The sequence below is a fragment of the Reticulibacter mediterranei genome, from assembly GCF_016587455.1.
On sequence record NZ_BNJK01000001.1, the window covers coordinates 6,457,810 to 6,483,024 of the forward strand.

A 25,215-nucleotide genomic window follows, 5' to 3' on the forward strand; every position below is an offset into this window, starting at 1 on the left:
AGTGAGATTGAACAATGAAAATCACTGATACAGCCCGAGTTGTTTACTGAATAGATTTTAGCGACGAATGCCCGGAACGTTGCTATCTTTCTCTTCCTGGAAGAGTTTTTCCAGCAACTCACGGACCTGTTTGAGCTGCTGCGTTGTGGTGTCGCCACTCTCGCTTGCAGTCAGGATGACTGCCTGCACACCTAGAATTTTCAGGGCATGAGCGTCTTGTTCGTTGAACTCAGCCTGAATCGGGACGAATGCCGGATACTGGGCCACTTCGCGCAAGCCACGATAGTAGGCTGCATCCTCAATGGTGAGCGTGCCAGGGCTGGCCTTGAAGCCAAAGTCTACCAGCACCGCACCAATGCCGCTCAGAGCTGCCAGGCTGCGAATCGCCAGCGGCACGAAGAAGCGCGAGAGGTTGTCCTGCGTTGCGGCCTGCAAGGGGACCGTGACAACTTTCTCAACTTCTTTGGTCTCAATCGCCAGCAGGTGTGCGGGGGCGTTGAGCGGCAAAATGATATATTGAATGCCCTGTTCTTTGATCTGAAGCAGGCTGTCGTGGGTCAGTTTCTCCCAACCACCGGTCAGGCGCAGTCCCGTTACCAGATCTTCGTTCAGAGCACGGGCAGATGCAATCTCCTGTTTGATAGTTTCAAGCTGAGCGGTTTCTTTCCCATTCCAGGCGAAAAGCAGGCCATCGGCTCCTGCCTTGATCGCCGCCTCAGCGCTGCCCGCCGCAACGGTAGGAAACTCAACGACCAGCGAGGCAGCGTGGGGTTTGGATTCGGGCTTGCTTTTCCCCAGAAAGCCCATTCCTCCGCTGCTTTGTGTTCGGCGTGCCTGCGAAAACAGATCTTGCAGTTTAGCCATATGTGAACAAATCTCCTTATCGTAGCATGGAGCAGTTTCACCTGTTCCGTGCTGTAGAATGTAGCGTTATATGATGCTCAGGGTACAGATGTTGAGTCCATTATAGCACGTTTGCAGATGGCTAGCAGACACCTGTATAGACTGTGAAGCAGACTTTTGATAGGCAAGCTGAATGAAGTCGTAGCTTGACGCGACCATCTTTCTGTTTGATAATCGAGACGTGTAAGAAAGATGATGTCTATAACGGGCATGAACGTTCGCTATAAAAGGAGGCACTCTATACTATGCTTTTTCCCTATAATCAGGTGCAGGAGGCTGTCGCGGCGATCCAGGTGCGGACGACGCTCAAACCTGCTGTGGCGATCATATTAGGGTCGGGGTTAGGAGATCTGGCGGCAGAGCTGGAGAACGCGGTTGCCGTTCCATATGCCGAAATTCCTCATTTCGCTCAATCAACGGTATCGGGACACGCCGGGCGTCTGCTGCTAGGGATGCTGGAGGATGTGCCGGTGCTGGTGATGCAGGGTCGCTTTCATTTCTACGAGGGACATTCGATGGCGGTGTTAACGCTACCCGTCCGTGTGATGCGTATGCTGGGAGCCGAGACGCTGATCGTCACCAATGCAGCTGGTGGGGTCAATCCTGCCTATCAGCCGGGCGATTTTATGTTGATTCGCGATCATATCAATCTGCCTGGTCTGGCCGGGGCAAATCCGCTGATCGGACCCAATGAGGAGCGTTTTGGCGAACGGTTCCCGGCGATTGCCCATGCCTATGATGCACAACTGAACGCTCTGGCCTACGAGGTGGCAGCTGAGCGCTCGACGATCACGCTGCACGAAGGTATTTATACAATGGTGGCTGGCCCAAGCTTTGAGACGCCCGCTGAACTGCGCTTTCTGCGCACGATAGGAACCGATGCGGTCGGGATGTCAACGGTGCCGGAGGTCATTGTAGCGCGCCACATGCAGATGCGGGTGTTGGGGATCAGTTTGATTACGAACAAGGCAACTGGCGAGGAAACAGGAGAGGCCAGTCATGCCGAGGTATTAGAAACGGCGAACTCGGTTCGCCCGAAGTTCGCCGCTCTGGTTCGTGGGATTGTGCGCAAAATGCAAGGGGCATAAGAGACGCTCAAAACGAACTAGTTTGCATTAATCTTGAATGGAACCCAACTCAAATTGTAGAATTTGCCATCCCAGTCGGCTAAGACGACAAGCCAGTAATCGCCGGACTTGGCTGTCGGGGAGACGCTAAATTTCCAGAAACCATGTCCCTTGTCGTCGCACATTTGCGTTTGCGAGTGCTGAGAGTCTGTAAAGGTTAAGCTGTTCTCAACCTCCCCTTTAATGGGTTGTGGTATTGCTTTGATATTGGTCCCAACAGCCGCGGTTCCTTTTAGCGCATCGTCAGTGCTTTTTGACAACCAGAGTTTGCAGGTAATGCCTGGTGCTTCTATTGCTTTGCCACTCTGGGCGCATTTGCCTGATTTGTCTACAGCATGTATCTGGAAGGTGTGGATGGTTGTTCCGTCTGCCACTCCCACGTTGTCGGATTGATCAATGATGGGGCAGCCGAGCGGCTGTGGTTCGGTTTTCGGAGCCGTCGTTGGTTGAGATTTCTGAGCGACCGGATTGACGGTTGGTGCCGCCGTTGGTTGCGCCGCTTGTTTGGGACGGGTGACTGCGCCTACGGCAAAACCTATAATCAGCCCGGAAAGGGCAAATAATGTAATAGCGGTAATGATGAGCGATTGCGTGCGTGCCGGGCCACCGTTCTGGCTATTCGGCGGCATATTTGGTTGTGGTCTGGACATTGTTTGTTGCATGCTATAAAAACGCCTTCTGCTTGTCGTTCAATGCTCAATCCTTGTCCACATGATACCACGCTCTCGCCAGCCCATTGATAAAAACAAGCATGCTATAGCCCAAATAGGTCTCTTTTGCCCGGAGAAAAAAAAGAGACCGGTCGCACTCTGGGGGAACGCGACCGGCGCACCTGGACAGGGGTGTGTGGGGGAAAAGCTTCCAGGTACGGATACCGTCCACCACGAGCAGCGCAGCATGACTCGCCAGGGTAGATGAGACAAGAGATACCATACTGATAGCGAGCCGTGCTGTGCTGTGAGATCTCTTGTATGCTCTCATATGAATATGAACGCGACCTGTTTCATATTTGGGATATTTTGCGGCGAAATTTTGCAGTCTTTCGTTCCGGGATTGCGAATGGTAGAATAGAGAGAATAACCTGAAGATATCTGAAGAGAGTTGTCAATCTCCTGATGAAAGGGGTCTGTTTATGGGCGGATTTCATATGCTCGACATTATTGTTGTCGCTGCGATAGCTCTGGCGCTATTCGGTCCCAAAGCGTTGCAATCGATGGCCCGAAGCGCTGGTAAGGGTGTCGGGCAGGCCAAAGATATGAAAGATAAGCTGATGTCCGATTTACCAGTAGAGGACATTACGAAGATTACAAATAACATCCCGCAGATTCCTCTCAATCCACGCCAGGCTGTTGGAATGCTGCTGGCTGCTGACGAGAGCAAGGCGAAAGAGGCGAAAACCGCGCCAAAGAAGGCTGAGGAAGAGAAAAGTCAGGAGACAAAAGCGAACGAATCGTAAGTACGGGTTGTATACCATCATTGCAGACAGATCTCATCAATGAGGGAGAAGATGTATGCAGAATCTCGACCAGATGAAATGTGAGGTGTGCAGGGCTGGCGCGCCAAAGGTCACTGACGAAGAGGTGGCAACGTATTTGCAGCAAGTGCCAGGATGGTCTATCGTTGAAAACGATGGCGTCCAGCGGCTTGAGCGCGTTTTTACTTTCAAGAATTTTGTCGATGCGCTGGCTTTCACCAATAAAGTTGGACAGATTGCCGAAGAAGAGGGTCATCACCCAGCTATTTTAACGGAATGGGGCAAAGTGACGGTGGCCTGGTGGACGCACAAAATTGGTGGTTTGCATCGCAATGATTTTATCATGGCCGCCAAAACAGATCAGCTTTACAATGCACCCAGTTAATAGCTTCTCCAACCAATTAAGAAGGGATAAGGACGGCCCTGAATAAGCAGCGGGCCGTCCCGTCAGATTATTTGCGTACCCCGGCCAGGGTCGCCAGCACATCAAATAGCACGACAAAATCTTCTTTGGCCCATCCCATCCCTTTTGCCGCCGTCAGAAATTCGTCCGTGACAGCAGTGGTAGGCAGGGGAACACCACTCTCCTTTGCCAGCTCAAGGGCCAGATGCATATCTTTTTGCATCATATTGACATCGAACCAGCCCTCTTTCTCTTTATCGATAATTAACTCGGCGCGGTGCTTTGTGGCTGGAGCAACGGCGGCGCTTTTCAGCCACGCTTCGATGGCGATCTGGCGGGGAACGCCGTTTTTCTCTGCTAGCAGAACTCCTTCGCTCAGGCTTAATATCTGAACAGGCAGGCTGAGATTGATTGCGATCTTCATCACGAGCGCCTGTCCGTTGCCTCCGATATAGGTCACATGCGATCCCACATCGAGCAGGATAGGTTTGATCTGCTCAAATGCCGCCGGGTTGCCACCAACCATGAACGAAGAACTGCCATCAGCGAGTGTGACGAGATTACCGGAAATAGGAGCGTCAAGCATCTGCGATCCTGTAGCGGCCACCTGCGCGGCGACTTCGCGTGAGACCGTTGGGCTGACCGTGCTGATATCAACATACAGTTTGCCCGGCTTCAGTGCGGCGAGAATGCCATCGTCGCCATTGACTATCTCACGCAATGCGCTGGAATTGCTGACCATGCTGAACGTGATATCCGCCGCTTCAGCCACCTGGCGCGGCGTCTCGCCCCATTTGAGGCCTGCGTCGATAAGCCATTGGGCTTTCTCACGCGTGCGATTATATCCAGTGACGGTATGACCCGCATCTAAGAGTCTTTTGGTGATGGTGCCCCCCATCGTCCCCAGTCCAACAAAACCAAGATTTGCCATGTCTACCTCTCCTTCATAGAGAAACAATACTTCCAATTGTATGTTCTAACATATTCCGTGAGGCTATGGAAAGCTGTGCCTCTGCTGTATTGTATGGTGTTGAGGGGGCGAATCGTCAAGGATGACGAAGATAGTGCTATATCGCGAGCAGCTTCCCAGGCTGTCTCATAGAAAAAGATTGCTATGATTGTTTGTTTTCCCAGGGGTAATGTTGCATATCATCGTGGAGAAATTGGAGGAAAGCTGTTCCGGTGAGGGAGTGTGCCAGCCGTTGATGCCAGGCCACCATGACGGTGCGCGGCAGGATGGGGGGATCTAAGGTGAGCGCAACGATGGCCTGACCGGGTGCTTCTGCCACTGTGCGAGGCAGGACCGATATACCTAGTCCCTCAGCAACCAGCGCGCGTACGGTGCCGATATTGCCGCTTTCGAGCAAGATATGTGGCGTGAAATGGCCTCTGTTGCTCAGGTGGATGAGTGCCTGTCGCAGTCCCGATCCCGCTTTAAAAAGCAGAAATGCCTCATCTTGCAACTCCTCTGGTGCAATACTCTTGCGGTGCGCCAGCGGATGGTCTGGGGAGACGATAACGACGATCTCTTCCTTGAGGATGGCTTCGACGACGATATGGGGATCGATTTTGTGAACAGGGAAGATATCTTCAATGGCGTGGATCAGAGCAAGATCGAGCTGTCCCTGTGCTATTTGTTCCAGGAGATCTTCGGTGACGCTTTCGTGCAAGGTGATCTCGATGCCTGGATAGTGGGCATGAAAACGCGCTAGTAACGCTGGCAAGCGGTACATACTGAGCGATTGGAGGACGCCGATTGCTACGCGTCCCCGTTTCAGCGTGGCAAATGTTTGCAAATCAGCCCGCGCCTGCTCTACTGCTGTCAGGATGCGTTCGGCATGTTCCAATAGAGCTTCTCCAGCAGTGGTCAGGCGTACGCGCCGACTGGTGCGCTCAAAGAGGGTGACGCCATATTCCTGCTCCAGAGCCTGTATCTGTTGCGAAAGCGCCGGTTGAGCAATGCATAACTCTTCCGCTGCCCGTGTGAAATGTCGTTTGTGTGCCACCATAACAAAGTAGCGAAGCTGGCGCAATTCCATTGATGTCTCCATGCATAAGCTAAACATATCAATTTCATTGTATCAATATATTGGACTTATTGCTATTTCTATGAAATACTTTGTAGAGGAACTTCTGCACAAATGCGGTAATTGTCAAGCATTTTTCAACATTCAAGGGAAAGCCAAAAGGTCATTATGGAAAAGAGCGTGGATACTATTGATCGTCGATCTCTCGCTGTACTGTCATCGGGTCATCTGTGTATTGATCTATGCCAGGGCGCTGTCCCTGCGTTTCTCCCGTTTCTGGTCGCCGAGCGGCACCTCACCTATGCCGCTGCTGCCGGGCTGGTGCTGGCAACCAACATTGCCTCTTCGGTCGTGCAGCCCCTCTTCGGACAATTTGCCGACCGCTTTTCCGTTCTCTGGCTGATGCCCGTTGGCTTGCTGCTGGGCGGGGCTGGCTTAGCGCTCACCGGTCTGGTTCCTGGCTACTGGGATCTGGTACTGGCTTTGATGCTCTGCGGAATCGGGATTGCGGCATTCCATCCCGAGGCGTCGCGTCTGGTCAATGCTATTGCGCAAAAACGGCGTGCTACGAGCATGAGTATTTTCTCTGTTGGGGGGAGCCTGGGCTTTGCTGTGGGTCCGCTGCTGACGACGGCGATTCTGGTCTCGCTGGGCTTGCAAGGCTCGCCCCTGTTGCTGCTGCCAGAAGCCGCCCTCGCTCTGATCATCTTCTTCAATTTCTCGCGCTTCCAGCCGTATTCAGGGGCCAGCAAGACGCACAAACAGGCGCAGAGTGCTGTCCAACAGAATGCATGGGGAGCCTTTGCGCTGCTCACGGCGGTTGTGATTTGTCGCTCTATCGTCTTCTACGGACTCAACACCTTTTTACCGCTTTATTGGATCGGCATTTTGCATCAGACAAAAGCGGAAGGCAATATCGCGTTAACATGTTTCCTGGCTGTGGGCATTATCAGCACGTTGATTGGCGGTCGGCTGGCAGATCACTATGGACGCCGCATCATCGTGTTGATCGCGCTGATCGGTCAGGTGCCAGCCGTGTTGTTGTTTGCCGCCTTTGCTCCGCTCAACCCACTGCTGGCCCTGATCCTGTTGATCCCTGTATCTTTTACTATCTTTGCGCCCTTCAGTACGATGGTCGTGATGGGACAGGAGTATCTGCCAGGGCGCGTAGGAACCGCTTCTGGTGTTACGCTTGGGCTGGCCCTGACAGTTGGAGGCATTGCGGTCCCATTATTTGGACACCTGGCTGATCTGTATGGGCTACAGATGGTCCTGTTCTCGCTGGCTATCGTGCCCGTGATCGGCGTAGCGCTGGCCTTCATTCTGCCTCGTCCACCGCTGGTTGTTGCCCATCGAGAAGCTGCTGGATAATGGATGGAGAAGGCAGATTAAAGTCTTGAGCTAGCGTTCGATGAGGGCAACGGCGTAACAGGCGATGCCCTCGCGACGGCCTGTAAAGCCTAAGCCATCCGTTGTGGTCGCCTTGACGCTGACCTGATCGAGAGCGAGATGGAGATGTTCGGCAAGATGGGCGCGCATCGCTTGAATGTGTGGACTCAGTTTGGGCCGCTCTGCAACGACGGTCGCATCGATGTTACTAATGCCCCACTGTTGCTGACTCAGCAATTCGCGAGTGTAGTCGAGAAAAACGGCGCTCGGCTGATCTTTCCAGCGTGGATCATTGGAGGGAAAGTGGGTGCCAATGTCGCCCAGTGCAGCGGCGCCCAGCAGGGCATCGACGACGGCATGAATGACCGCATCGGCATCAGAATGCCCGGCGAGGCCATATTCATAGGGAATGGTAACGCCCCCCAGAATCAAGAGACGATCAGGCGCGAAGGCGTGTACATCGTAACCAGAACCAATGCGTATAGTCATGCTTTCTGTCCTTGTAAAAGTACTTCAGCGAAGATCAAATCTTCCTGTGTGGTGATCTTAATATTGGTGTAGGAGCCGGGAAAGACCGCGACGTGCTGGCCAAGCAGCTCGATTAGCGTCGCATCGTCCGTGACATCGTTCTGCGCGATGGGCGAGTGATGGGCCTTGTGAATCAGGGGAAGGAGAAGACCTGCGGTGTCTGGATAGCCCAGAGTTGCGAGCGATCCAGAGTCGCGTGAATAACGCCATCCTGTACCTGCTTAATCGTGTCCTTGACTGGAACTGCCGCGACCGCTGCCATATGCTGTTGTGCTGCCTGTAAGCCGGCTTCTATGATGGTTGGCGTCACGAATGGGCGCGCGCCGTCGTGGATCATCACCCAGCGGGTCTTCGGGGCCAGCGTATCGAGGCCAATGCAGACCGAATCCTGGCGGCGACTGCCACCAACAACGACGGCACTAACTTTATGCCATTGCTCCTCCTGACACAGTGCGCGGGCATCGGCCAGCCGTTCTGTACTGGTCACGAGGACGATATTGCTAATCAGTGGCGACAATTGGAAGGCATCGATAGTATGGGCGAGTATGATGCGGCCAGCCAGGGGGAGCCAGAGCTTATCGCGACCCATACGACGGCTCGCTCCGGCGGCGACGATTACAACGGATGCTGTTTCTTGCATAGAATCAGGAGTGTATCCTCTTCTTTCGTTTCTGGAAGAGTTTATTCTCTTCCTTAATATATAGAAATAGAGTTTCAGGCAGAAAGAACGGGCAGATCGCTGGAGAGCGATTGCCCGCAAAGAGTGTGATTAGCAGCGTGCCGTGTTCCCGCGCCTATTTTTGTTTGAACGTCGATTGTGCTGGCGGGATCACAACGCTGCTTTGCTTGGGATGGGCGAAGATCATGCGACCCGCAACGGTTTGCAAGACACGAGTGACGGTCACTTCAATCGTCATGTTCATGTATTGCCGTCCATTCTCGACGACAATCATTGTGCCATCGTCCAGATAGCCGACGCCCTGCCCCAACTCTTTGCCATCTTGCATAATTTTAATGTGAATGTCTTCTCCAGGCAAGAGGACTGGCTTGATCGCGTTTGCCAGCTCATTGATGTTGAGCACCTTGACGCCCTGAAGTTCGGCGACGCGATTAAGGTTGAAGTCATTGGTAATAATGGGGCAGGTCTGATTTTTCGCCATTTTGACCAGCTTGCCATCCACATCAGCAATCCCTTCAATATCGGTATCGACGATCTCGATGGGCACGGTGGCATCTTTTTGCAGGCGGTTTAGAATTTCCAGTCCCCGGCGTCCGCGATTGCGGCGCATTGTATCGGCGGAGTCGGCAATGCGTTGTAACTCGTTCAGGACGAAGCGTGGCACAACCAGGGTACCGGTGATAAAGCCGGTCTGACTGATATCGGCGATACGTCCGTCAATGATCGTACTGGTGTCGAGCAGAATTTGCGTGACGGGAATAAAGCCGTTGTGAGACTTTTCGCTGTCCCGTTCTTTATCTTTCCGCTCACGTTCGCGTTCGCGCTCTTCGTCCCGCTCGCGTTCGCGTTCGCGAGCGCGTCGTGCCCAGGCGTTCTGGAAAAGGTGGGTGATATCGTTTTTGCGCAAGACGGCGATCATGACGCCGAGATAGCCAAAGAGAACAGCACCGACAAAGGGAAGCAGGCGACCCAGCAGCTCCGGTAAGCTTGCCAGGGGAATAGCCAGAAGAGCGGAAATGATAAGTCCGACGGTGAGGCCGATGGCAGCTGCGATAAGATCGCTGGCAGCGGCAACACGAATTTTGTCACGCATCCAGACATAAGGTTTGACCGTGACATAGGGTGTGACAATGAAAGCGGCGATGCCAGCGATCACTGCAATGGCGGTTATCCAGGGCCAGCCAATGGCTGTGCGGGGATTAACGCGATAGAACTCAAAGAAGTAAATGCCAAAAACAGTGCCGATGGCAATAAGAGACCCGACGATGCGGGCTATAGGGTTAGTAAACATCCCTGCATCCTCCATAGCAGTACACATAACGTGTGTGTGATGACTCAATGGCTACGTGAGGTGAAGTCAGCGGCAAGGACGGTGATGATAATAAAAATGATAAGTGCAAGAAAATGTTGCCTTCACCTGCTGACCCTGAATGATGCACGTCGAACCGTAAAATCATCATATCGAATATGCAGTATACATCTTTCGCGTACAGGAATCAATAGTTGTACTCGTACCAGGACTATTGATGGTGTGAAAGTGCCACCAGACGCGATCGATCCGATCTATATATAACCTGATGGTGGTTATCGTGATCTCGCTTAATGAAACGTTGTGGCCGTTCTCATTGGTTCAATAGCGGTACTGAAACGGGCAAAGCGCCTTCGAAGCATTACATGGTTGGTTTGTCACCTCCAATTACTATTGTACACGACTTTCCCACATTCTACATCCTGGTGACGATCTCCGCAACTGAAACGCTAACATCCCTGCATTTGCTTGTGATTGCTACCGTTGAGCTTTATTTTTGATTGAAGAGTATTTCCAGGGCAACTGCCAGAGAACTCGCGGTGAGCACTTTGAAGTCGGCGGGAAGGCCGGACTCCTCTAATTCCGCTTTGATTTGCGTACCCCGGCCTGCGCTCGGTATGACACAGCGTTTAAAGCCAAGTTTTGCGGCCTCGCGTACCCGCAAAGGGAGACGGCTCACGGCACGTAGCTCTCCTGAGAGGCCCACTTCGCCAATTAACGCCATATCGGGTGGGATGGATTTCTCGCGATAGCTGGAGGCGATAGCAGCTGCGATGCCGAGATCGATAGCGGGTTCCTCCAGTGTGAAGCCGCCAACCACGTTGGTATAGACATCGTGGTTGTTGACCGCCAATCCCACGCGTTTGGTGAGAACTGCCAGGAGCATCAGGAGCCGATTGTGTTCTATCCCGTTGGCGGTGCAGCGGGCGATGCCAAAGTTGCTGGGTGTCACGAGTGCTTGCACTTCGACGAGCAAGGGGCGCGTTCCCTCCATGCTCACCACAACGCCTGATCCATTGGCTCCGGCGGCGCGATCAGCCAGAAAGACGGCGGACGGATTAGGCACCTCTAGCATGCCTTCACCGTGCATCTCGAAGACTCCGACCTCGTGAGTGGCCCCAAAACGATTTTTCACACCACGCAGCAGGCGGTAAGAGTGGTAGCGTTCCCCTTCCAGATACAGCACTGCATCGGCGATATGCTCCAGTGCTTTCGGACCGGCAACGGTTCCCTCTTTGGTCACATGGCCGATGATGAAGATGGGAATATGAGTGCTTTTTGCCAGTTGCATCAGTTGTAGTGTGCATTCGCGCACCTGGCTGATGCTGCCAGGTGCAGACGTGATATGCCCAGCAATCACGGTCTGGATGGAGTCAACGATCACAAGGGCTGGTTTCAGCCGATGGACGGCCTCAGTGATGACCTCAAGTTCGATAGCTGCTAAAAGATAAAGTTGTTCGCCGGTGATATCCAGGCGTTCCGCACGCATCTTGACTTGCTCGATAGATTCTTCGCCAGAGATGTAGAGGACCGGGCCGACCTCCTGTGCAATGGAGCCAGAGACCTGGAGCAAGAGCGTTGATTTGCCGATGCCGGGTTCTCCACCGATCAAGATGAGGGAGCCAGCAACAAGGCCACCGCCGAGAACGCGATCCATCTCTGGATAGCCAACGGAGATGCGCGGTTGGGCCAGCGGTTTGATATCGGGGAGAGTAACCGGGCCTATTGCGCTCTGATGTGATGAGGATGGTCCCAGCAATGTCTGGCGGCGTTGTTGAGCGGGCGTGGAGGCCGTCTCGACCACCTCTTCTAGAGTATTCCAGGTGCCACAATCGGGGCATTTTCCCATCCACTTGCTCTGTTCACCGCCGCATTGCTGACAGACATATTTTGTGCGGAGCTTTGCCATCTTTTTTGCATCTTTACTGTAATAAGTAATCAGGAGAGAAAGAATATAGGGAGAGAGCGCAACAAGGGGGCGTGAATATTCACGCCCCCTTATGCTTTCGTTATGCTTCCGAACTGGGACCACTATCGCCACCAGCTGAGAGCGCTGCTTCAGGGGTTGCAGGTGGCGGCAACTGCTCGATGCGGCTGCGAACCTGGAGAACCAGGTTGCCATCTTCCACGACGGCCTCTACCAGATCGCCGGGACGGTACTTACCCTGTAACAGACCTTCGGCCAGAGCGTCTTCAACCATGCTCTGAATCGTGCGGCGCAACGGACGTGCACCATATTCAGGATTGAAGCCCTTCTCAATGAGGAAGTCCTTAGAAGGTTGTGGCACGACCAGTTCGATCTGCTGTTCCGTCAACTGCACGCGAACGCGGTTGAGCAACAGATCGACGATGGCGTACATCTCTTCCATGCGCAGTGAATGGAAGACGATCACTTCGTCAATACGGTTCAGGAACTCAGGTTTGAAGGTATTCTTCAATTCACCGAGCACCTTGTTTTTCATGTTATCGTAATCGGCCTGCTGAGCTTTCGCTTTGTCTTTCGACTGACGGAAGCCGATCGATGCCTCTTTATTGAGCAGGGCAGCGCCGACGTTCGATGTCATGATGATAACGGTGTTGCGGAAGTCCACCGTGCGTCCTTTGGCGTCGGTCAACTTGCCATCTTCCAGAATCTGGAGCAGCATATTGAAGACATCGGGGTGAGCCTTTTCGATCTCGTCGAGCAGGATCACGCTGTAGGACTTGCGGCGAACAGCCTCGGTAAGCTGACCACCCTCTTCATAGCCGACGTATCCTGGAGGGGCACCGACCAGACGTGCGGCGGCGTGACGCTCCATGAACTCGGACATGTCGATTTTGATCAGTGACTCTTCGCTGCCGAACATAAACTCGGCAAGCGTCTTGGCCAGCTCAGTCTTACCAACACCAGTTGGACCCATAAAGATGAACGAACCGATCGGGCGTTTCGGATCTTTCAGACCCGCACGGGCGCGGCGAACGGCGCGTGCGATCTTCTCAATCGCCTCATTCTGACCGATAACGCGAGCGTGCAGAGCCTCTTCCATCTGGAGCAGGCGCTGTGACTCTTCCTGCGCAATACGCATCACAGGGATGCCGGTCCACATTGAGACGATCTGAGCGATTTCCTCTTCGCCAACGACGGGTTTATCGCTGCCACGCTCGCGATGCCAGCCGGACTCCAGCTTGGCGATGCGGTCGCGCAGTTTCACCTCGCGGTCGCGCAATTCGGCGGCCAATTCGTATTCTTGCTGCTGGATGGCAGCTTCCTTCTCGCGAAGCACCGACTCCAGACCCTTCATCGCCTCTTTGAGGTTGAGAGGAGCCAGAGAGTTCTGCATGCGCACGCGGCTGGCAGCTTCGTCGATCAGGTCGATGGCCTTATCCGGCATGAAACGATCAGTTATATAACGGCTCGCCATATCGGTTGCGGCTTTGAGCGCCTCATCGGTAATCGTCAGTCGATGGTGCTGCTCATAGCGCTCGCGGATACCTTTGAGGATCTCAATGGTTTCCTCAACCGAAGGCTCGCGGACAATCACTTCCTGGAAGCGGCGTTGAAGGGCAGCGTCGCGCTCGATGTACTTGCGGTACTCATCGAGTGTGGTGGCACCAATACATTGCAGCTCACCACGAGCAAGCGCAGGCTTCAGGATATTCGCGGCATCGACTGCACCTTCAGCGGCACCAGCCCCGACGAGGGTATGAACCTCATCGATGAAGATGATGCAATCGCGGCTGTTACGAATTTCCTCAATAATCTTCTTCAACCGCTCTTCAAATTCACCACGATATTTGGTACCGGCGACCAGGGACCCGACATCAAGGGTCAGCAGGCGTTTGCCAGCCAGCGTCTCAGGCACTTCGCCAGAGATCAGGCGCTGGGCCAGACCCTCAACAATGGCCGTTTTACCGACGCCAGGTTCACCAATAAGAGCAGGATTGTTCTTATTACGGCGGGAGAGAATCTGGATGACGCGTTCGATCTCCTGATGGCGACCGATGACGGGGTCAAGGGTGCCTGCACGAGCAGCGGCGGTGAGGTCGATGCCCATTTGATCGATCGTGGGTGTTTTGGAGTGTTTGGGTTCGCGCTCGCCGGAGGCACCAGACTGGCTGAGCACCTGAATGGTCTGCGTACGAACTTTTTCGAGGTTGACGCCCAGGCTTTCCAGAACGCCAGCCGCGATACCCTCTCCCTCACGAACCAATCCGAGTAGGAGATGTTCGGTACCGATATAATGATGATTCAGGCGACGAGCTTCATCAACAGCAAGCTCAATCACCTTTTTGGCACGCGGCGTTAAACCGATCTCGCCCAGGACGATGCGGTCGCCACGACCAATGATAAATTCAACGGCGCTGCGAACTTTGTTCAGTTCGACACCGAGATTAGCTAGAACTTTTGCAGCAACACCTTCGCCTTCGCGTACAAGGCCCAGCAAGAGATGCTCTGTACCAATGTAATTATGTTGGAAGCGTTGAGCTTCTTCTTGAGCGAGGCTCAAGACCTTCCTGGCCCGCTCTGTGAACTTATCAAACCTATCTCTATCGTTCACCTGTTTGTCACCCCCCTTTCAGTGGCAGAGGGTGGAACCGAGCCCTCTGTGTCGCTCAGGTAAACTATTTGCTTCATCATACAACACCCAACATACAGCGTCAAGGATAACAACCGTAGCCTCCCGTCTGTCAATAAACGCTCCTTACTTCTTACTGAGAAACAATCGACCTCCGCGCTGCCCTACTAGAGACGTGTACGCAGCGGAGAGGTCGGATGGATCATCTGTTCAGGTACGACGTGCTTAACCAGCAAGTGAGCTTACTTTCTTGTTGCCTCCGTATCTTCTTTGATGCGTTGACGAGTGGCTGTGCGGAGTTCAACGCAATTCCTTCAGCCGAGAGCGATAAACTGTTGTCTTTCTACTCTGAATAGTCAGAGAAACGACTTGTCATAGAATAAGATGAAGTTGTACAGAAAGAAATGCTTCGTGTACAAACGACATAGAGTGTCAGATAGAATCTCTTTGACAAGCCGACGCTGGAAAGACTTCCTGTCTCGCCTAGTAAACTGTGCATTCCATCATACTACACCTATTTTATAGCGTCAAGGATATCAATTTCTGATGTTTTTGTTTCAGAGAAGGTGTAGAGAAGGCTGCTACTGTTTTCACTACGAATGAAAAAAAAATCGGGTTGAGTTGCTGGCTGGCTGCTCAACCCGATACAGGGAATTCTGTGAAGAAGATTCGGTGGATGTAGAGAGGGAGGAAAATTTTCCTACTCTCTACATTGCTTACTCGTTGTTGTCCGTCTCTTCTTTTGTGCGCTGTCGTGCCGCGCGGAAGGCTTCGGCCATAGCGGTTAGTTCGCCATCGTCCCCGAGACCTCCGAGGTGCGCATTGTCACCGGTTCGCTCGCGCTCGCGACGATCATTCCGCTCGCGTCTGGGGGCATGCTCCGGCTGAGAAGCTGCTTCCAGCGAAGGAGTTGTTGACTCCAGCGAAGGAATAGCTTTCTCAGGTGTGGGTGCGGCTGCAACCGGGGCCGCTGGAGCTGCGCCAGTCTCCTCTGCACCTTCTGGGGCCGCCTCTTTTGCTTCGGCGGTCTCATCGGTCTGGCGGAGGCTCAGGCCCAGACGACGACGCTCAGCGTCGATACGTAGGATGCGCAGTTGTAACTGAGCGCCTTCATGAAGAACCGTTTTGGGATCAACTCCTTGAGGAAGTTCTGACTGATGGATCAGACCCTCGATGCCATCTTCGATGCGGGCAAAAGCACCGAAGGGAGCGATCTTTGTCACGGTGCCAGTCACCATCTGACCGGGCGTGTAGCGCTGTTCGACTGTTGTCCAGGGATCAACCTCGGCGCGTTTGATAGAGAGAGCGATTTTCTTCTTCTCTTTATCGACGCTGAGAACCTGGACCTCGACTTCCTGGCCGACATGAAGCACTTCACTGGGATGGTTGACGCGGCTCCATGCGAGCTGGCTAATATGGACCAGTCCGTCGGCACCACCCAGATCCACGAAGGCACCAAAGTTAGCGAGGTTGCTGACCACGCCTTTGCGCACTTCGCCGGGTTTGAGTTCATCGAGCAGTTCCTCGCGGCGGCGCTGACGCCATTCCTGGACGGCCAGGCGCTCCGAGAGGATCAGGCGATTGCGCGCTCGATTGATCTCGATGATTTTGAGTTGCAGTTCTTTGTCCTTCATCGCCTGAAGTTTGGCCGCAGTCTCCTGGTTCTCGCCGCCAGCCGCAACCTCTTCGCGCTTGAGGTTGAGGATCTGCGAGATCGGCACGAAGCCACGAATACCTGCGACATCCACAATCAAGCCACCCTTATTGTAGTCAATGACTTTGGCTTTGAGGAGTTCGCCATTTTTGAACTGCTCTTCGGCGATGCGCCACTGGCGCTCGGTGTTGGCCCGTTTTAATGAGAGAACCGCATGCCCCTCCGATGTTTCTGGCTGGATCACATAGACCAGCACTTTGTCGTTGAGGTGAAGCTCACTAAAGGAACCATAACCGGTAGCTGGCAATTCTTTGGTTGAGAGGACGCCCTCAGACTTGAGGCCAATATCAACCAGAATTTCGTCCTGGTCGATACGCACGATTACGCCTTCGACCACATCGCCTCGCTTAATGTTGATGGGAGTTGTTGAGAGTGCCAGCAACGCTTCCATCTCATTTTGGTTCATGTCTTCTACTTCGGGGTTGCTGTTGTTTTGCCCTTGTGGGTCATTGCCTTCGATCATCGTCTGTACCCGCCCGCTGTTAAGATTTTCCGCTGGCTTCGTCGAAAGGTCGCCGTGCTGTTGTGCTTGCATGGGTAAAAAACCCCCTTCGATCCACGGTTATTGCCCGTGTCGATGATGCTCTCCCTGGCTTGTGCTGACAAGAGTATGCCGAGATTACTATTCCCGATATAGCAATCGGTGTTCCCTGCCACTGCTGCTACCCTGACGCCCCTTTTGAAGAGCGAGAAAGGCCTCATTATTGAGAAGCACGGGGAGTATACCATCGGACCTGGGCTTATTCGGAGGAGGTACTCAGGCGGTCATCGTTTCGGTCTTCTGTACTTTGTTGTAAATTGAAAAGTACTTGCTGGACCTGTTGTTTGCTCTACAGAACGGTGATACGAAACGATACTCGCAGGCAGGTAAGCCATAGTACGACACATATAGTGCGCCTGGACAAAGCATACCCCCACTCGATGCTGTAATTATACCAAAAGCCGTCCTTGAATGCAAGACAATACGCAGCCTTTTAGCAACTCTCTCCGATGCCAAATTATTATATCACAATTCCACATTGTACCATAGTAATGCAAGCTTTGACAGGGAAATATCGCAAAACTATGAGGTGAAAATCCATACTCTGGACGAGGAACATGGCATTTTTTTCTTCTGTCCGCTTGTGGGGCCGAAATGAAACACAAGAAGTCAAGAATATGCTACAATAAAACTATGGAGGTAGACACGACTGCAACGATCTTGCGCACCTTACGCGAGCGCCTGGCCCCTGTTGAACGGGCCGACGTGCTCATTGATACCGTCGAGGGTGAGCGTCCACATGCCCGGAAAGCGGCTGTTTTGCTGCCCCTCTTCGTGCAAAACGGGAAGCTCTCGCTTTTATTTATTCGCCGTGCTAGTACGTTACGCGCTCATAGTGGCGAAATGGCGTTTCCGGGTGGCAGTAGAGATGCGACCGACGCCTCGCCCGTCATGACAGCATTGCGGGAGGCGTACGAAGAAATTGGCCTGGAGACGGCCCGCGTTGAGGTGCTTGGCTTGCTGCCTCCAGTTTTTACCGTCGTCAGTAATTTCATCATTACGCCTGTAGTCGCTTATTTACCCTGGGGTCCGGGCGAATTACGCTTACAACGCAGTGAAGTAACGGAGGTTATTCTGGCATCGCTCAGCGAGCTGGCCGATCCTCTCATTGCTCGTCGTGAGCAATGGACGCGCGGCGGCGTTACTCGTACCGTGTATTTTTATGATTATGGTTCCCATTGCATCTGGGGAGCGACGGGAAGAATGCTCAATGCCTTGTTGGGATTGTTATAGTTGAGCATAAATAGAAGGAACCATAACCATAGTAGCTGCAAAGGGGATGCTTGCTCCATAGAAACTTGAAAGATGCCGGCAATTGACCAAATAGTCATAGAACTCTTGTCAATTGGTGGCATTTGACTACAATAAAAAGTGAAGGCCATTGTGTTCTGAAATAAAGGTCTGTAGTGCGTACGTTGTAAGCTGTTCTTTGAAATTGCGGTTGGTCAGTACGTGTCCCTAGTGGAGAAAAATCGTGACATTGCCGACACCAGATGCTCGCTTTTCGCAATCCCAGTCGCAGCGACCACGAATGAGCCTACCAACTCACTCGATGCCTATATCACCCTCATCATCATCTCCTTCATCACCTTCTCTCTCTACCCCCTTCGGGTCTGCTGCTGATTCTGCTGAAAACGCTGAGCATCAACATGCCATTGATTTTGCCACTCACTCCTGGGATCTGGCTACTGGCGGATTAAAGACGTTGACCGCAAAACGGGAACTCCCCACTCGACCGGACCGACGAACTGCGGGCGTAAAGATTGATGATCGGGCGGTTTCACGTAGTTATACCTTTGCCCTGGTCATCCTGGCCTGCGTTTTGTTGATGCTGATCGGTGGGGGTGTGGTGTTATTTGTAATGCTTCAGCCATAACAGAATGGGAGTTACGCTGTTCACGATACCTTTCACACCATAGCTATCGCGTCATGCTACTCGCGGCTGGAATCCCATGCAGGTCGCTGGCGTATCTGATAGCCTTGAGAATGGCTCTGGCGAGCGTATCGGCTGCTGCTGCACCGACCATGCTGACGTATTGCGCTGCGAATGCGGGATCAGGCCTTGTTTGTGACTGTGGTCCCAGAGCGAGCGCAAAAACTGTGTCACCATCAAACATGGTATGTGCAGGTTGAATAACCTGCGCCATTCCGTCGTGTGCCATCTGCGCGACTTTGTTGCAATGCTCTTTCGAGAGAGCCGCGCTGGTGGCGATGACGGCAATAGTTGTGTTGCCAAAGGGGTTGGCGGGTAAAATGCCAACCCCTAGGGGATCGCGTGCTCCAGCGATGATTTGCCGTGTGTCTCGATCAATAATATTGCCCAGCGCGTTCACGACGACGAGAGCACCAACCAGCGTGCCATCTGGGAGACGCGAACTGGCCGAGCCTATCCCTCCCTTCATCGCCAGGAGAGGGCCGGTCTGTTTGCCCACCGTTGCGCCGGTGCCCCCACCGACGTTTCCCTGAGCGATGGGGCCGCCACTGGCCTGTTCGCAGGCGCGATATCCCGCTGCGGCATCGGGGCGTACCGTTGCGGAGCCAAACGGCAGATCAAAAATGGCGGCGGCGGGCACAATTGGAACGGTTGCGACGCCAACGTCGAGGCCAATTGTACGCTCTTCCAGATAGCGCATCACTCCGCTGGCCGAGTCCAGGCCAAACGCGCTGCCACCGGTCAGCACGATTGCATGGACCTCCTCGACCAGATGCAATGGGTGCAACAGATCGGTCTCGCGGGTGGCTGGTGCGCCGCCGCGTACGTCCACGCCTCCTATCGCCGCTGTATCGCAGAGAACGACGGTACAGCCCGTTCCGGCTTCCAGATTTGTGTCGTGTCCTACACGAATACCGGGGATATCAGTAATGTCATCATGCATGAGCTGTAGATACCTTTCCCTAGTTTATAGATGCGATTATATCGATTTACGTTGTTTCCTGCCCATCGGGCGGAAGAATAACATAGCGCCCTTTGAAGGATACGGCCAGTTCCGAGCCATCGTAAATCTCCGCCTGCAATTCGATACGTGCTCTGTGATGTTTGCGAAACGTGTTTTCCAGGCGTGTAATTTGCGCGGGAGATGGCCTGTCACAGGAGGCGCGAAAATCGCTCTGTACTGGTAACAGATAACTATTCGTGCTATCCTGAATGACGATTTTGCCATGTAGCTGGTGCTCTTTGAGGATGAGCCAGAGCTGGCCCCACCCTGCCAGTGTCACCAGCGCGTTGAGACTGCCAGCAAACGCGGTGCCTTTATGATTGATGTTCTGGGCCAGCGGCGCGCTCAGCACAAGCCGCTGTCCATCATAGCTCTCAACGGTGATGCCAAGATGTTGGGTAACCGGTATTTCCCGCCTCAATGTTTCCTGTAATTCCAGTAACAGATGCTCCATAAATAGTTTCCTTAGAAAATATAGCATTCGCTGCGTGAAATTGTGATTCCTGCGGCGCTGAGTGGACAGATGGGATGTTTGTGTCCCAAAGAGAGGCAAAACCAGATGGTTGCTTCCGCCTCAGTATATATTATCGTCCATATTCTGTGAAGTGGACTGCGTGAAGGTATACGATCATTTTAGCAATAAGGGCAATACTAGAGCCTTAATATAATATATGTGTTTGATGATTGCGTTTTGTGGAAAGAGGTGAAACGGTATATTGATTTTTATCTTGATTAAATGTTATTCTATGGTGGGGCTTCCAGAAATGGTGATGGCTGTGACTGGCCATAAAGCAGTTATAAATGTTCTTTTCATGTAGGAGTTGGCGGATTTTATGGACGAAAAGTATGAGGCCCAGACCTGGCCTGAATTGCTGGGATTTTTGACTGAGAGTCCCAGGGAGCGTAGCCGTATAGCACGCGAGGTTGGAGTACAACCTGTGACGCTGGTACGCTGGGTGAAGCAAACGGCCAAACCTCGCGAGGAAAATATGCGAGCGTTGCTCAGCGCGATCCCTCATGACTACTATCACGTATTTGCCCGCTTGAGTATGGCGGATTTTCCCAGCCTGGTTGTAGGGCATCGGAAAGGAGTTCTTGTTACACCAGATCCCCCTCCAGAGTTTTATATGCGCGTCTTGAGAGCATATGCCCACACCCCATCCGCTCTGTATCCACATGCGCTGTATGATCTTATTCTGCAACAGATTATTGTGCATCTGGACCCTGAGCGGCAGGGGATGGCTGTACGTATTGTACGCTGTGTGCCCCCTCTCCCGGATAAAAAGGTTCGGAGCTTGCTTCAGATCGTAGGGATTGGCACCGGTCCCTGGCAACGAGATCTGGGGCAGCAAATGATCTTTCTGGGGGCGGAATCACTGGCCGGAGCTGCCGCCACACATTCTCGCCTCATGGTCGTGAATAGCCGCGATGAGCATACACTCTCTCCGATCCATTGGGAAGAGTATGAGCAGAGCGCGGCGGCGGCCCCTATTTTGTGGAAAACAAAAATTGCCGGCTGTTTGCTCATTTCCAGCGTCCAACCGCACATATTTAGTGAGACATATTTGTCATTGGTTGAGATATATGCGTATCTCATGGCCCTGGCGTTTGAACGAGAGACCTTTTTTGATATTCAAGATATCAAACTTGCTCTTATGCCTCAATATACCGAGCAGGCTCGCTTTTTGAAGCATTTCAGCCAGCGGGTGTACCAGAAGATGAACGAGAGCGCGATAGAGCATCAACCCATCACGTTTTCCGTCGCTCAGGAACGTGTCTGGCAAGAGATCGAGAGCGAAATGTTGCGCTTTTTATCATCGGCGATCGAATGAAAAGACGACGGAGTGGAGTAAAAGTGTTGCCTGCTGTATTACGTTATTACGCGAGTTTCTATTTGCCTGTGGAAGGAGCCGTACTGTATGGAGACGTTTCGGCCTGAAGAGAACCGCTATGTCATCGATCAAGAGAGTAGTGTGGAGATGGCCCGCCTCATGGAACTGGATATACTCACAACGAAGTGTATGGGAAGCCTGTTTCCTGCCGACGTTGCTCTCTCTACCATTCACGATGTTCTCGATGTCGCCTGTGGGCCTGGTGGGTGGGTATCCGAGGTCGCCTTCGCTCATCCAGAGAAGCGGGTTGTTGGCGCTGATATTAGCCATTCGATGCTGAGTTATGCTCGTGCCTACGCTGAGGTGCAGGGATTACAGAACACCACATTTTATTATCGCTCCGCTACTGAGCCGCTGGATTTCCCTGATGATTCGTTTGATTTCGTCAATTCCAGGTTCATGGTGGGTTTTATGTGGAAAGAAGCCTGGCCGAATTATATCCAGGAGTGTGCGCGGATCATACGACCCGGAGGGGTCATTCGTTTGACGGAATCCGATTGTATGAGCGGACTCAGCGCTGGCAATAGCGTTGCCCTCTCGTGGTTCAACAGAATAATGGTGCGTGCCTTTTATCGTACTGGGAGAAGTTTTTGTGAGGATGAAGATGGTTATCAAGTGGGGGTCACTCCCATGTTGCCAAAATTCCTGAAAGAAGCGGGTTTTCAAGCAATTCGCGAACAACCTCACCTGCTCAATTTTTCGGCTGGTACTGAGACCCGCGAGCGTATGTTCAAGAACTTGCAGATCGGGTTGAAATTAGTACAGCCGTTTTTAGTAAAAGCAGGAGTCACAACTGAAGAAGAGGTTGAACGCTGCTATCAACAAGTGATCACCGATTTTATGAGCGAAGATTTTCGCGCAGCATGGTATTTCACCAGCGTTTATGGTGTGAGAGGAGAAAAATAAGAGAATAGGGCTGGTCCACAAGCCAGCCCTATTCTTTGCCTTGCGTCAGGAGCGAGCCGGCACGATGGCCTCCCGGAGACGGTTCATTGCTTGCGCCACCGTCTCTTTTTCGTTATAGACGGCAGAACCGGCGACGAGTAAGTTGGCTCCCGCTCGTACGACCTGGGGGATCGTGGCGGCATTGATGCCCCCATCGACCTCGATATCGCAAGAGAGGCCGCGCTGAGTGACAAGCTGGCGGGCCTGTGTGATTTTGGGGAGTGTTTCGGGTATCAACTCCTGTCCACCAAAGCCAGGATTGATCGTCATAATCAGCACCAGATCGATCAGCGAGATCAGATCTTGCAGCATAAAGACAGGCGTGGACGGGTTGAGCGCGACCCCGACCTGCTTCCCAGCGGCCTTGATCTTTTGAATATTGCGATGCAGGTGAGGGCTGACCTCATAATGTACGATGATGACATCGGCACCCGCCTGCGCGAACGTCTCAATATAATCCTGGGGATTGGTGATCATGAGATGCGCTTCCAGCGGCAGCTTTGTGCAGCGGCGGACCGCCTCGACGACCAGCGGCCCCATTGTGATATTTGGGACGAAATGCCCATCCATCACATCGATCTGAATGCGCTGAGCGCCTGCCGCCTCAGCCTCACGCACCTGCTCGCCGAGCCGCGTAAAATCGGCCGAGAGGATAGAAGGGACAAGCCCGATCTGGTTCCCGATCATCGTATGTTCCAATTTCCTATTGCCTCTTTTTCAGTTTAGCCGCTGCCGCAGTATCGAGCATCCAGGTCACTTCGCCCTGAGACGGCTGCACAATCTGAGCCGGGTACTCGTCCGGCTGATGGTCGCCCTCCAACACTGCCTGTACCGCCTCCTCTTTGTCGGCTCCCGTGACCAGGAAGAGGATATGGGCAGCGGCATTGAGCAAGGGAGGAGTGAAGGTCAGACGTGCAGGCGGTGGCTTGGGAACGCTGACCGGCATGACCAGACGTTGTTGTTCGTGCAATGATGCCTGATGTGGAAAGAGCGAGGCTGTATGTCCTTCTGGACCCATACCAAGCTGGATCAGATCAAATTTGGGCACGCCGTTTGTGCCAAAGACGTTGCGCATCTCCCGCGCATATGCCTCTGAAGCTGCATCTCGATCAGCCTCATCAGCTGGCGTACGGTGGATCTGGTTGGCAGGGATTGGCACCTTGCTCAGAAAAACCTCTTGAGCCATGTGGTAGTTGCTATCAGGGCTATCAGGAGAGACGCAGCGCTCATCGGACCAGAAAATCTCGACCAGATTCCAATCAATCTGGCTCACGTATGGCTCACTCGCCAGCAGGCCATACAATTTTTTCGGCGTGTTACCGCCGGAGAGCGCAAGGGTAAAGCGTCCGTGCGTCACAATCGATTCCTGGGCAACCCGGACAATGTGTTGTGCCGCTTCATGACTCAAGATGTTGGTATCAGGATAAATGGCAATATGCATACCTGCTCCTACGTGTTTTACTCGGCGAGCATCTCAAACACTTCGTGTAATGCTGCCTCATAAAGGTGGTCGCGACCGATAATTTCTAGTTCGTCGTGTAACAGAACGCTGGCGTCTTGCGGGGTCGCGACGTTGACAGTGCGTTGTGGGAGCGTTCCTCCCTCCTCTGGCAAATGGGCAGAGGTGAGGACGTTATCGGTTTCATCCTCGCGATTAATGGTGAACGTTGCTCGCTTATTATCGATGGTGCTGCTCAAGCGAACAAGACAGAGCGAACCCGGTTGTATCCCTGATTGCACGCGTGGTCGAATCTGGATACTGCCGCGTCCACTATGCCCCAGCTTAGTTGTTGTTTCTTTCGTGGCAAGGTCTATGTGTAGCGGCCCCGTGTTGCGCACAATATTCCAGATATGTGTGCCGGTCTCAGGATCGTGCAGGTTCTCTTCGCTGCCGTTGACCTTCCAGTTCAGACTATTTTTCAGCCACCCCGCCAGTAACAGAGCGCGAGTGGGGTTGGGAGAGATGTCTCCCTGTTCGTTGGCAAGATGTCTGGCAAGAGGCGCAACGGCGTGTTCCACCTCAATGTTATAGACTCCGGCCAGGTATGGTTTATAGGCAGGCACATCAAAGAACTGAGCAACAAGTTGCCGCCAGGGAGTGATGCGGCCCCAGTTGAGATCACTCAATGCACTATCAGGCGCTTCCTGCAAGAAGGTTGAAAGTGAACTGACACTCTGTTCAGGAGTAAGGAACGTGTTTGAATCGACAATGACTCTGCTACTCAGATCCGTGAGCTTGTGTAAGATAGTCTCATCCTGGGGAGGATCGCCCAACCACCATAAATAGACCGGCAAGTCAGGTTTGAGTAGCGGTTGAATAAGAGATGCAGAGGCGCGAGTAGCTGCACCGGAGGCCAGGATAGTGACCTGCTCAAAGCTGTGGCGCATAATATCGGAAATGATAGGAAACGAGCGCAGAGTAGCCCACGTCGTTACATCGGTGGGGGACTCTGCGCTCGTGTTCAGAATCAATAATATTACTCGCGCGATATGCGTACTAGAAAGGTTGCGCAGGAGTGCGCTTGCGCGCTGGGCAGAAGGAATATCTTGCGCACAAATCACAAAATTAAGGACACTCGTACGCACATTCATGTTCTGACTGATACGAACGTTATCAGCCGACATACGCCAGAAGTAGGAGAGAGTCTCTTCCACTTCTTCCATGCGTACCATTTTACCTGCCCAGGGTAAGCGCACCCCTGGGGTCTCGGCGATTTCCTTTGTCATTCCCGAACCCCTTCATAGTTTGAACCGCGATGTTCGCAAGGACGGCACTGTGCTAACGTTTTCGT

22 protein-coding genes and 1 pseudogene are annotated in these 25,215 nt (G+C 53.0%); 8 read left to right on the forward strand and 15 right to left on the reverse strand.

Translation table 11 applies throughout. The annotated features are described in order from the left end of the window. Nucleotides 1–57: 57 nt before the first annotated feature. Nucleotides 58–864, reverse strand: coding sequence for a hypothetical protein (locus K3T83_RS27985; RefSeq protein WP_220206209.1), 807 nt, complete (start codon nt 862–864; stop codon nt 58–60). Nucleotides 865–1,148: 284 nt separating this feature from the next. Between K3T83_RS27985 and K3T83_RS27990 the strand changes: the two genes are divergently transcribed. Beyond that, nucleotides 1,149–1,991 carry a purine-nucleoside phosphorylase gene (locus K3T83_RS27990; RefSeq protein ID WP_220206210.1) on the forward strand — a complete coding sequence of 281 codons (843 nt, stop codon included), beginning with the start codon at nt 1,149–1,151 and terminating at the stop codon, nt 1,989–1,991. A gap of 17 nt (nt 1,992–2,008) precedes the next feature. On the opposite strand, the gene K3T83_RS27995 is transcribed toward K3T83_RS27990, so the two are convergent. Next, nucleotides 2,009–2,692: a hypothetical protein gene (locus K3T83_RS27995; protein WP_220206211.1), complete on the reverse strand. Its 684-nt coding sequence runs from the start codon at nt 2,690–2,692 to the stop codon at nt 2,009–2,011. A 470-nt stretch (nt 2,693–3,162) separates the two neighbouring features. On the opposite strand from K3T83_RS27995, the gene K3T83_RS28000 reads away from it, so the two are divergent. Both K3T83_RS28000 and K3T83_RS28005 read left to right on the forward strand, forming a co-directional pair. Continuing rightward, on the forward strand, nt 3,163–3,486 hold the full coding sequence (locus K3T83_RS28000; protein WP_220206212.1) for a Sec-independent protein translocase subunit TatA/TatB: 324 nt from the start codon (nt 3,163–3,165) through the stop codon (nt 3,484–3,486). A 55-nt stretch (nt 3,487–3,541) separates the two neighbouring features. After that, nucleotides 3,542–3,889: a 4a-hydroxytetrahydrobiopterin dehydratase gene (locus K3T83_RS28005; RefSeq protein WP_220206213.1), complete on the forward strand. Its 348-nt coding sequence runs from the start codon at nt 3,542–3,544 to the stop codon at nt 3,887–3,889. 67 nt (nt 3,890–3,956) lie between these two features. On the opposite strand, the gene K3T83_RS28010 is transcribed toward K3T83_RS28005, so the two are convergent. Together K3T83_RS28010 and K3T83_RS28015 are read right to left on the reverse strand one after the other, a co-directional pair. Next, entirely contained in the window at nt 3,957–4,838 is an 882-nt protein-coding gene (locus tag K3T83_RS28010) for an NAD(P)-dependent oxidoreductase (protein ID WP_220206214.1), read from the reverse strand. 181 nt (nt 4,839–5,019) lie between these two features. Continuing rightward, a complete protein-coding gene (locus K3T83_RS28015) occupies nt 5,020–5,946 on the reverse strand; it encodes a LysR family transcriptional regulator (RefSeq protein ID WP_220206215.1) in 927 nt (308 codons plus the stop codon). Nucleotides 5,947–6,114: 168 nt separating this feature from the next. Between K3T83_RS28015 and K3T83_RS28020 the strand changes: the two genes are divergently transcribed. Continuing rightward, nucleotides 6,115–7,305, forward strand: a complete 1,191-nt coding sequence (locus tag K3T83_RS28020) for an MFS transporter (protein ID WP_220206216.1) — start codon at nt 6,115–6,117, stop codon at nt 7,303–7,305. Nucleotides 7,306–7,335: 30 nt separating this feature from the next. Here the strand turns inward: K3T83_RS28020 and ispF are convergent, their stop codons facing one another. The 6 genes and pseudogenes from ispF to K3T83_RS28055 all read right to left on the reverse strand — a co-directional run bounded on the left by ispF (nt 7,336) and on the right by K3T83_RS28055 (nt 16,644). After that, the gene (gene ispF / locus K3T83_RS28025) at nt 7,336–7,812 is read right to left on the reverse strand and encodes a 2-C-methyl-D-erythritol 2,4-cyclodiphosphate synthase (protein ID WP_220206217.1); all 477 of its coding nucleotides are present in this window, start codon (nt 7,810–7,812) and stop codon (nt 7,336–7,338) included. Further along, nucleotides 7,809–8,491 (reverse strand): annotated as a pseudogene (gene ispD / locus K3T83_RS28035) (2-C-methyl-D-erythritol 4-phosphate cytidylyltransferase). Before ispD ends, ispF begins: the two are co-directional and overlap by 4 nt. 154 nt (nt 8,492–8,645) lie before the next feature. Next, nucleotides 8,646–9,821, reverse strand: coding sequence for a PIN/TRAM domain-containing protein (locus K3T83_RS28040; protein WP_220206219.1), 1,176 nt, complete (start codon nt 9,819–9,821; stop codon nt 8,646–8,648). 508 nt (nt 9,822–10,329) lie between these two features. Next, a complete protein-coding gene (radA, locus tag K3T83_RS28045; RefSeq protein ID WP_220206220.1) occupies nt 10,330–11,748 on the reverse strand; it encodes a DNA repair protein RadA in 1,419 nt (472 codons plus the stop codon). 100 nt (nt 11,749–11,848) lie between these two features. Continuing rightward, nucleotides 11,849–14,377: an ATP-dependent Clp protease ATP-binding subunit gene (locus K3T83_RS28050; protein WP_220206221.1), complete on the reverse strand. Its 2,529-nt coding sequence runs from the start codon at nt 14,375–14,377 to the stop codon at nt 11,849–11,851. A gap of 734 nt (nt 14,378–15,111) precedes the next feature. After that, a complete protein-coding gene (locus tag K3T83_RS28055; RefSeq protein WP_220206222.1) occupies nt 15,112–16,644 on the reverse strand; it encodes a 30S ribosomal protein S1 in 1,533 nt (510 codons plus the stop codon). Between the two features lie 600 nt (nt 16,645–17,244). On the opposite strand from K3T83_RS28055, the gene K3T83_RS28060 reads away from it, so the two are divergent. Then, on the forward strand, nt 17,245–17,883 hold the full coding sequence (locus K3T83_RS28060) for an NUDIX hydrolase (protein WP_220206223.1): 639 nt from the start codon (nt 17,245–17,247) through the stop codon (nt 17,881–17,883). A gap of 241 nt (nt 17,884–18,124) precedes the next feature. Beyond that, entirely contained in the window at nt 18,125–18,526 is a 402-nt protein-coding gene (locus tag K3T83_RS28065; protein ID WP_220206224.1) for a hypothetical protein, read from the forward strand. 43 nt (nt 18,527–18,569) lie between these two features. Here the strand turns inward: K3T83_RS28065 and K3T83_RS28070 are convergent, their stop codons facing one another. Continuing rightward, nucleotides 18,570–19,526, reverse strand: a complete 957-nt coding sequence (locus K3T83_RS28070) for a P1 family peptidase (protein ID WP_220206225.1) — start codon at nt 19,524–19,526, stop codon at nt 18,570–18,572. A gap of 46 nt (nt 19,527–19,572) precedes the next feature. Continuing rightward, nucleotides 19,573–20,040, reverse strand: a complete 468-nt coding sequence (locus tag K3T83_RS28075; RefSeq protein WP_220206226.1) for a thioesterase domain-containing protein — start codon at nt 20,038–20,040, stop codon at nt 19,573–19,575. A 379-nt stretch (nt 20,041–20,419) separates the two neighbouring features. Between K3T83_RS28075 and K3T83_RS28080 the strand changes: the two genes are divergently transcribed. Continuing rightward, nucleotides 20,420–21,418, forward strand: a complete 999-nt coding sequence (locus K3T83_RS28080) for a GAF domain-containing protein (protein ID WP_220206227.1) — start codon at nt 20,420–20,422, stop codon at nt 21,416–21,418. An 87-nt stretch (nt 21,419–21,505) separates the two neighbouring features. Beyond that, a complete protein-coding gene (locus tag K3T83_RS28085) occupies nt 21,506–22,384 on the forward strand; it encodes a class I SAM-dependent methyltransferase (protein ID WP_220206228.1) in 879 nt (292 codons plus the stop codon). 45 nt (nt 22,385–22,429) lie between these two features. Here the strand turns inward: K3T83_RS28085 and rpe are convergent, their stop codons facing one another. From rpe to K3T83_RS28100, 3 genes are read right to left on the reverse strand one after another with little or no spacing between them, the layout of a single operon-like run. Beyond that, on the reverse strand, nt 22,430–23,110 hold the full coding sequence (gene rpe, locus K3T83_RS28090) for a ribulose-phosphate 3-epimerase (protein ID WP_220208320.1): 681 nt from the start codon (nt 23,108–23,110) through the stop codon (nt 22,430–22,432). A 16-nt stretch (nt 23,111–23,126) separates the two neighbouring features. Continuing rightward, nucleotides 23,127–23,864, reverse strand: a complete 738-nt coding sequence (gene pgl, locus K3T83_RS28095; RefSeq protein WP_220206229.1) for a 6-phosphogluconolactonase — start codon at nt 23,862–23,864, stop codon at nt 23,127–23,129. Between the two features lie 17 nt (nt 23,865–23,881). After that, nucleotides 23,882–25,150: a glucose-6-phosphate dehydrogenase assembly protein OpcA gene (locus tag K3T83_RS28100; RefSeq protein ID WP_220206230.1), complete on the reverse strand. Its 1,269-nt coding sequence runs from the start codon at nt 25,148–25,150 to the stop codon at nt 23,882–23,884. Nucleotides 25,151–25,215: the final 65 nt, after the last annotated feature.

Coding starts and splice junctions, on each gene's coding strand:
- pgl (WP_220206229.1), bottom strand. CDS start 23,864: ATGCATATTGCCATTTATCCTGATACCAACATCTTGAGTCATGAAGCG.
- K3T83_RS27995 (WP_220206211.1), bottom strand. CDS start 2,692: ATGCAACAAACAATGTCCAGACCACAACCAAATATGCCGCCGAATAGC.
- K3T83_RS28085 (WP_220206228.1), top strand. CDS start 21,506: ATGGAGACGTTTCGGCCTGAAGAGAACCGCTATGTCATCGATCAAGAG.
- K3T83_RS28075 (WP_220206226.1), bottom strand. CDS start 20,040: ATGGAGCATCTGTTACTGGAATTACAGGAAACATTGAGGCGGGAAATA.
- K3T83_RS28000 (WP_220206212.1), top strand. CDS start 3,163: ATGGGCGGATTTCATATGCTCGACATTATTGTTGTCGCTGCGATAGCT.
- K3T83_RS28040 (WP_220206219.1), bottom strand. CDS start 9,821: ATGTTTACTAACCCTATAGCCCGCATCGTCGGGTCTCTTATTGCCATC.
- K3T83_RS28060 (WP_220206223.1), top strand. CDS start 17,245: ATGAAACACAAGAAGTCAAGAATATGCTACAATAAAACTATGGAGGTA.
- K3T83_RS27990 (WP_220206210.1), top strand. CDS start 1,149: ATGCTTTTTCCCTATAATCAGGTGCAGGAGGCTGTCGCGGCGATCCAG.
- radA (WP_220206220.1), bottom strand. CDS start 11,748: ATGGCAAAGCTCCGCACAAAATATGTCTGTCAGCAATGCGGCGGTGAA.
- ispF (WP_220206217.1), bottom strand. CDS start 7,812: ATGACTATACGCATTGGTTCTGGTTACGATGTACACGCCTTCGCGCCT.
- K3T83_RS28010 (WP_220206214.1), bottom strand. CDS start 4,838: ATGGCAAATCTTGGTTTTGTTGGACTGGGGACGATGGGGGGCACCATC.
- K3T83_RS28005 (WP_220206213.1), top strand. CDS start 3,542: ATGCAGAATCTCGACCAGATGAAATGTGAGGTGTGCAGGGCTGGCGCG.
- K3T83_RS27985 (WP_220206209.1), bottom strand. CDS start 864: ATGGCTAAACTGCAAGATCTGTTTTCGCAGGCACGCCGAACACAAAGC.
- K3T83_RS28070 (WP_220206225.1), bottom strand. CDS start 19,526: ATGCATGATGACATTACTGATATCCCCGGTATTCGTGTAGGACACGAC.
- rpe (WP_220208320.1), bottom strand. CDS start 23,110: ATGATCGGGAACCAGATCGGGCTTGTCCCTTCTATCCTCTCGGCCGAT.
- K3T83_RS28015 (WP_220206215.1), bottom strand. CDS start 5,946: ATGGAATTGCGCCAGCTTCGCTACTTTGTTATGGTGGCACACAAACGA.
- K3T83_RS28080 (WP_220206227.1), top strand. CDS start 20,420: ATGGACGAAAAGTATGAGGCCCAGACCTGGCCTGAATTGCTGGGATTT.
- K3T83_RS28055 (WP_220206222.1), bottom strand. CDS start 16,644: ATGCAAGCACAACAGCACGGCGACCTTTCGACGAAGCCAGCGGAAAAT.
- K3T83_RS28100 (WP_220206230.1), bottom strand. CDS start 25,150: ATGACAAAGGAAATCGCCGAGACCCCAGGGGTGCGCTTACCCTGGGCA.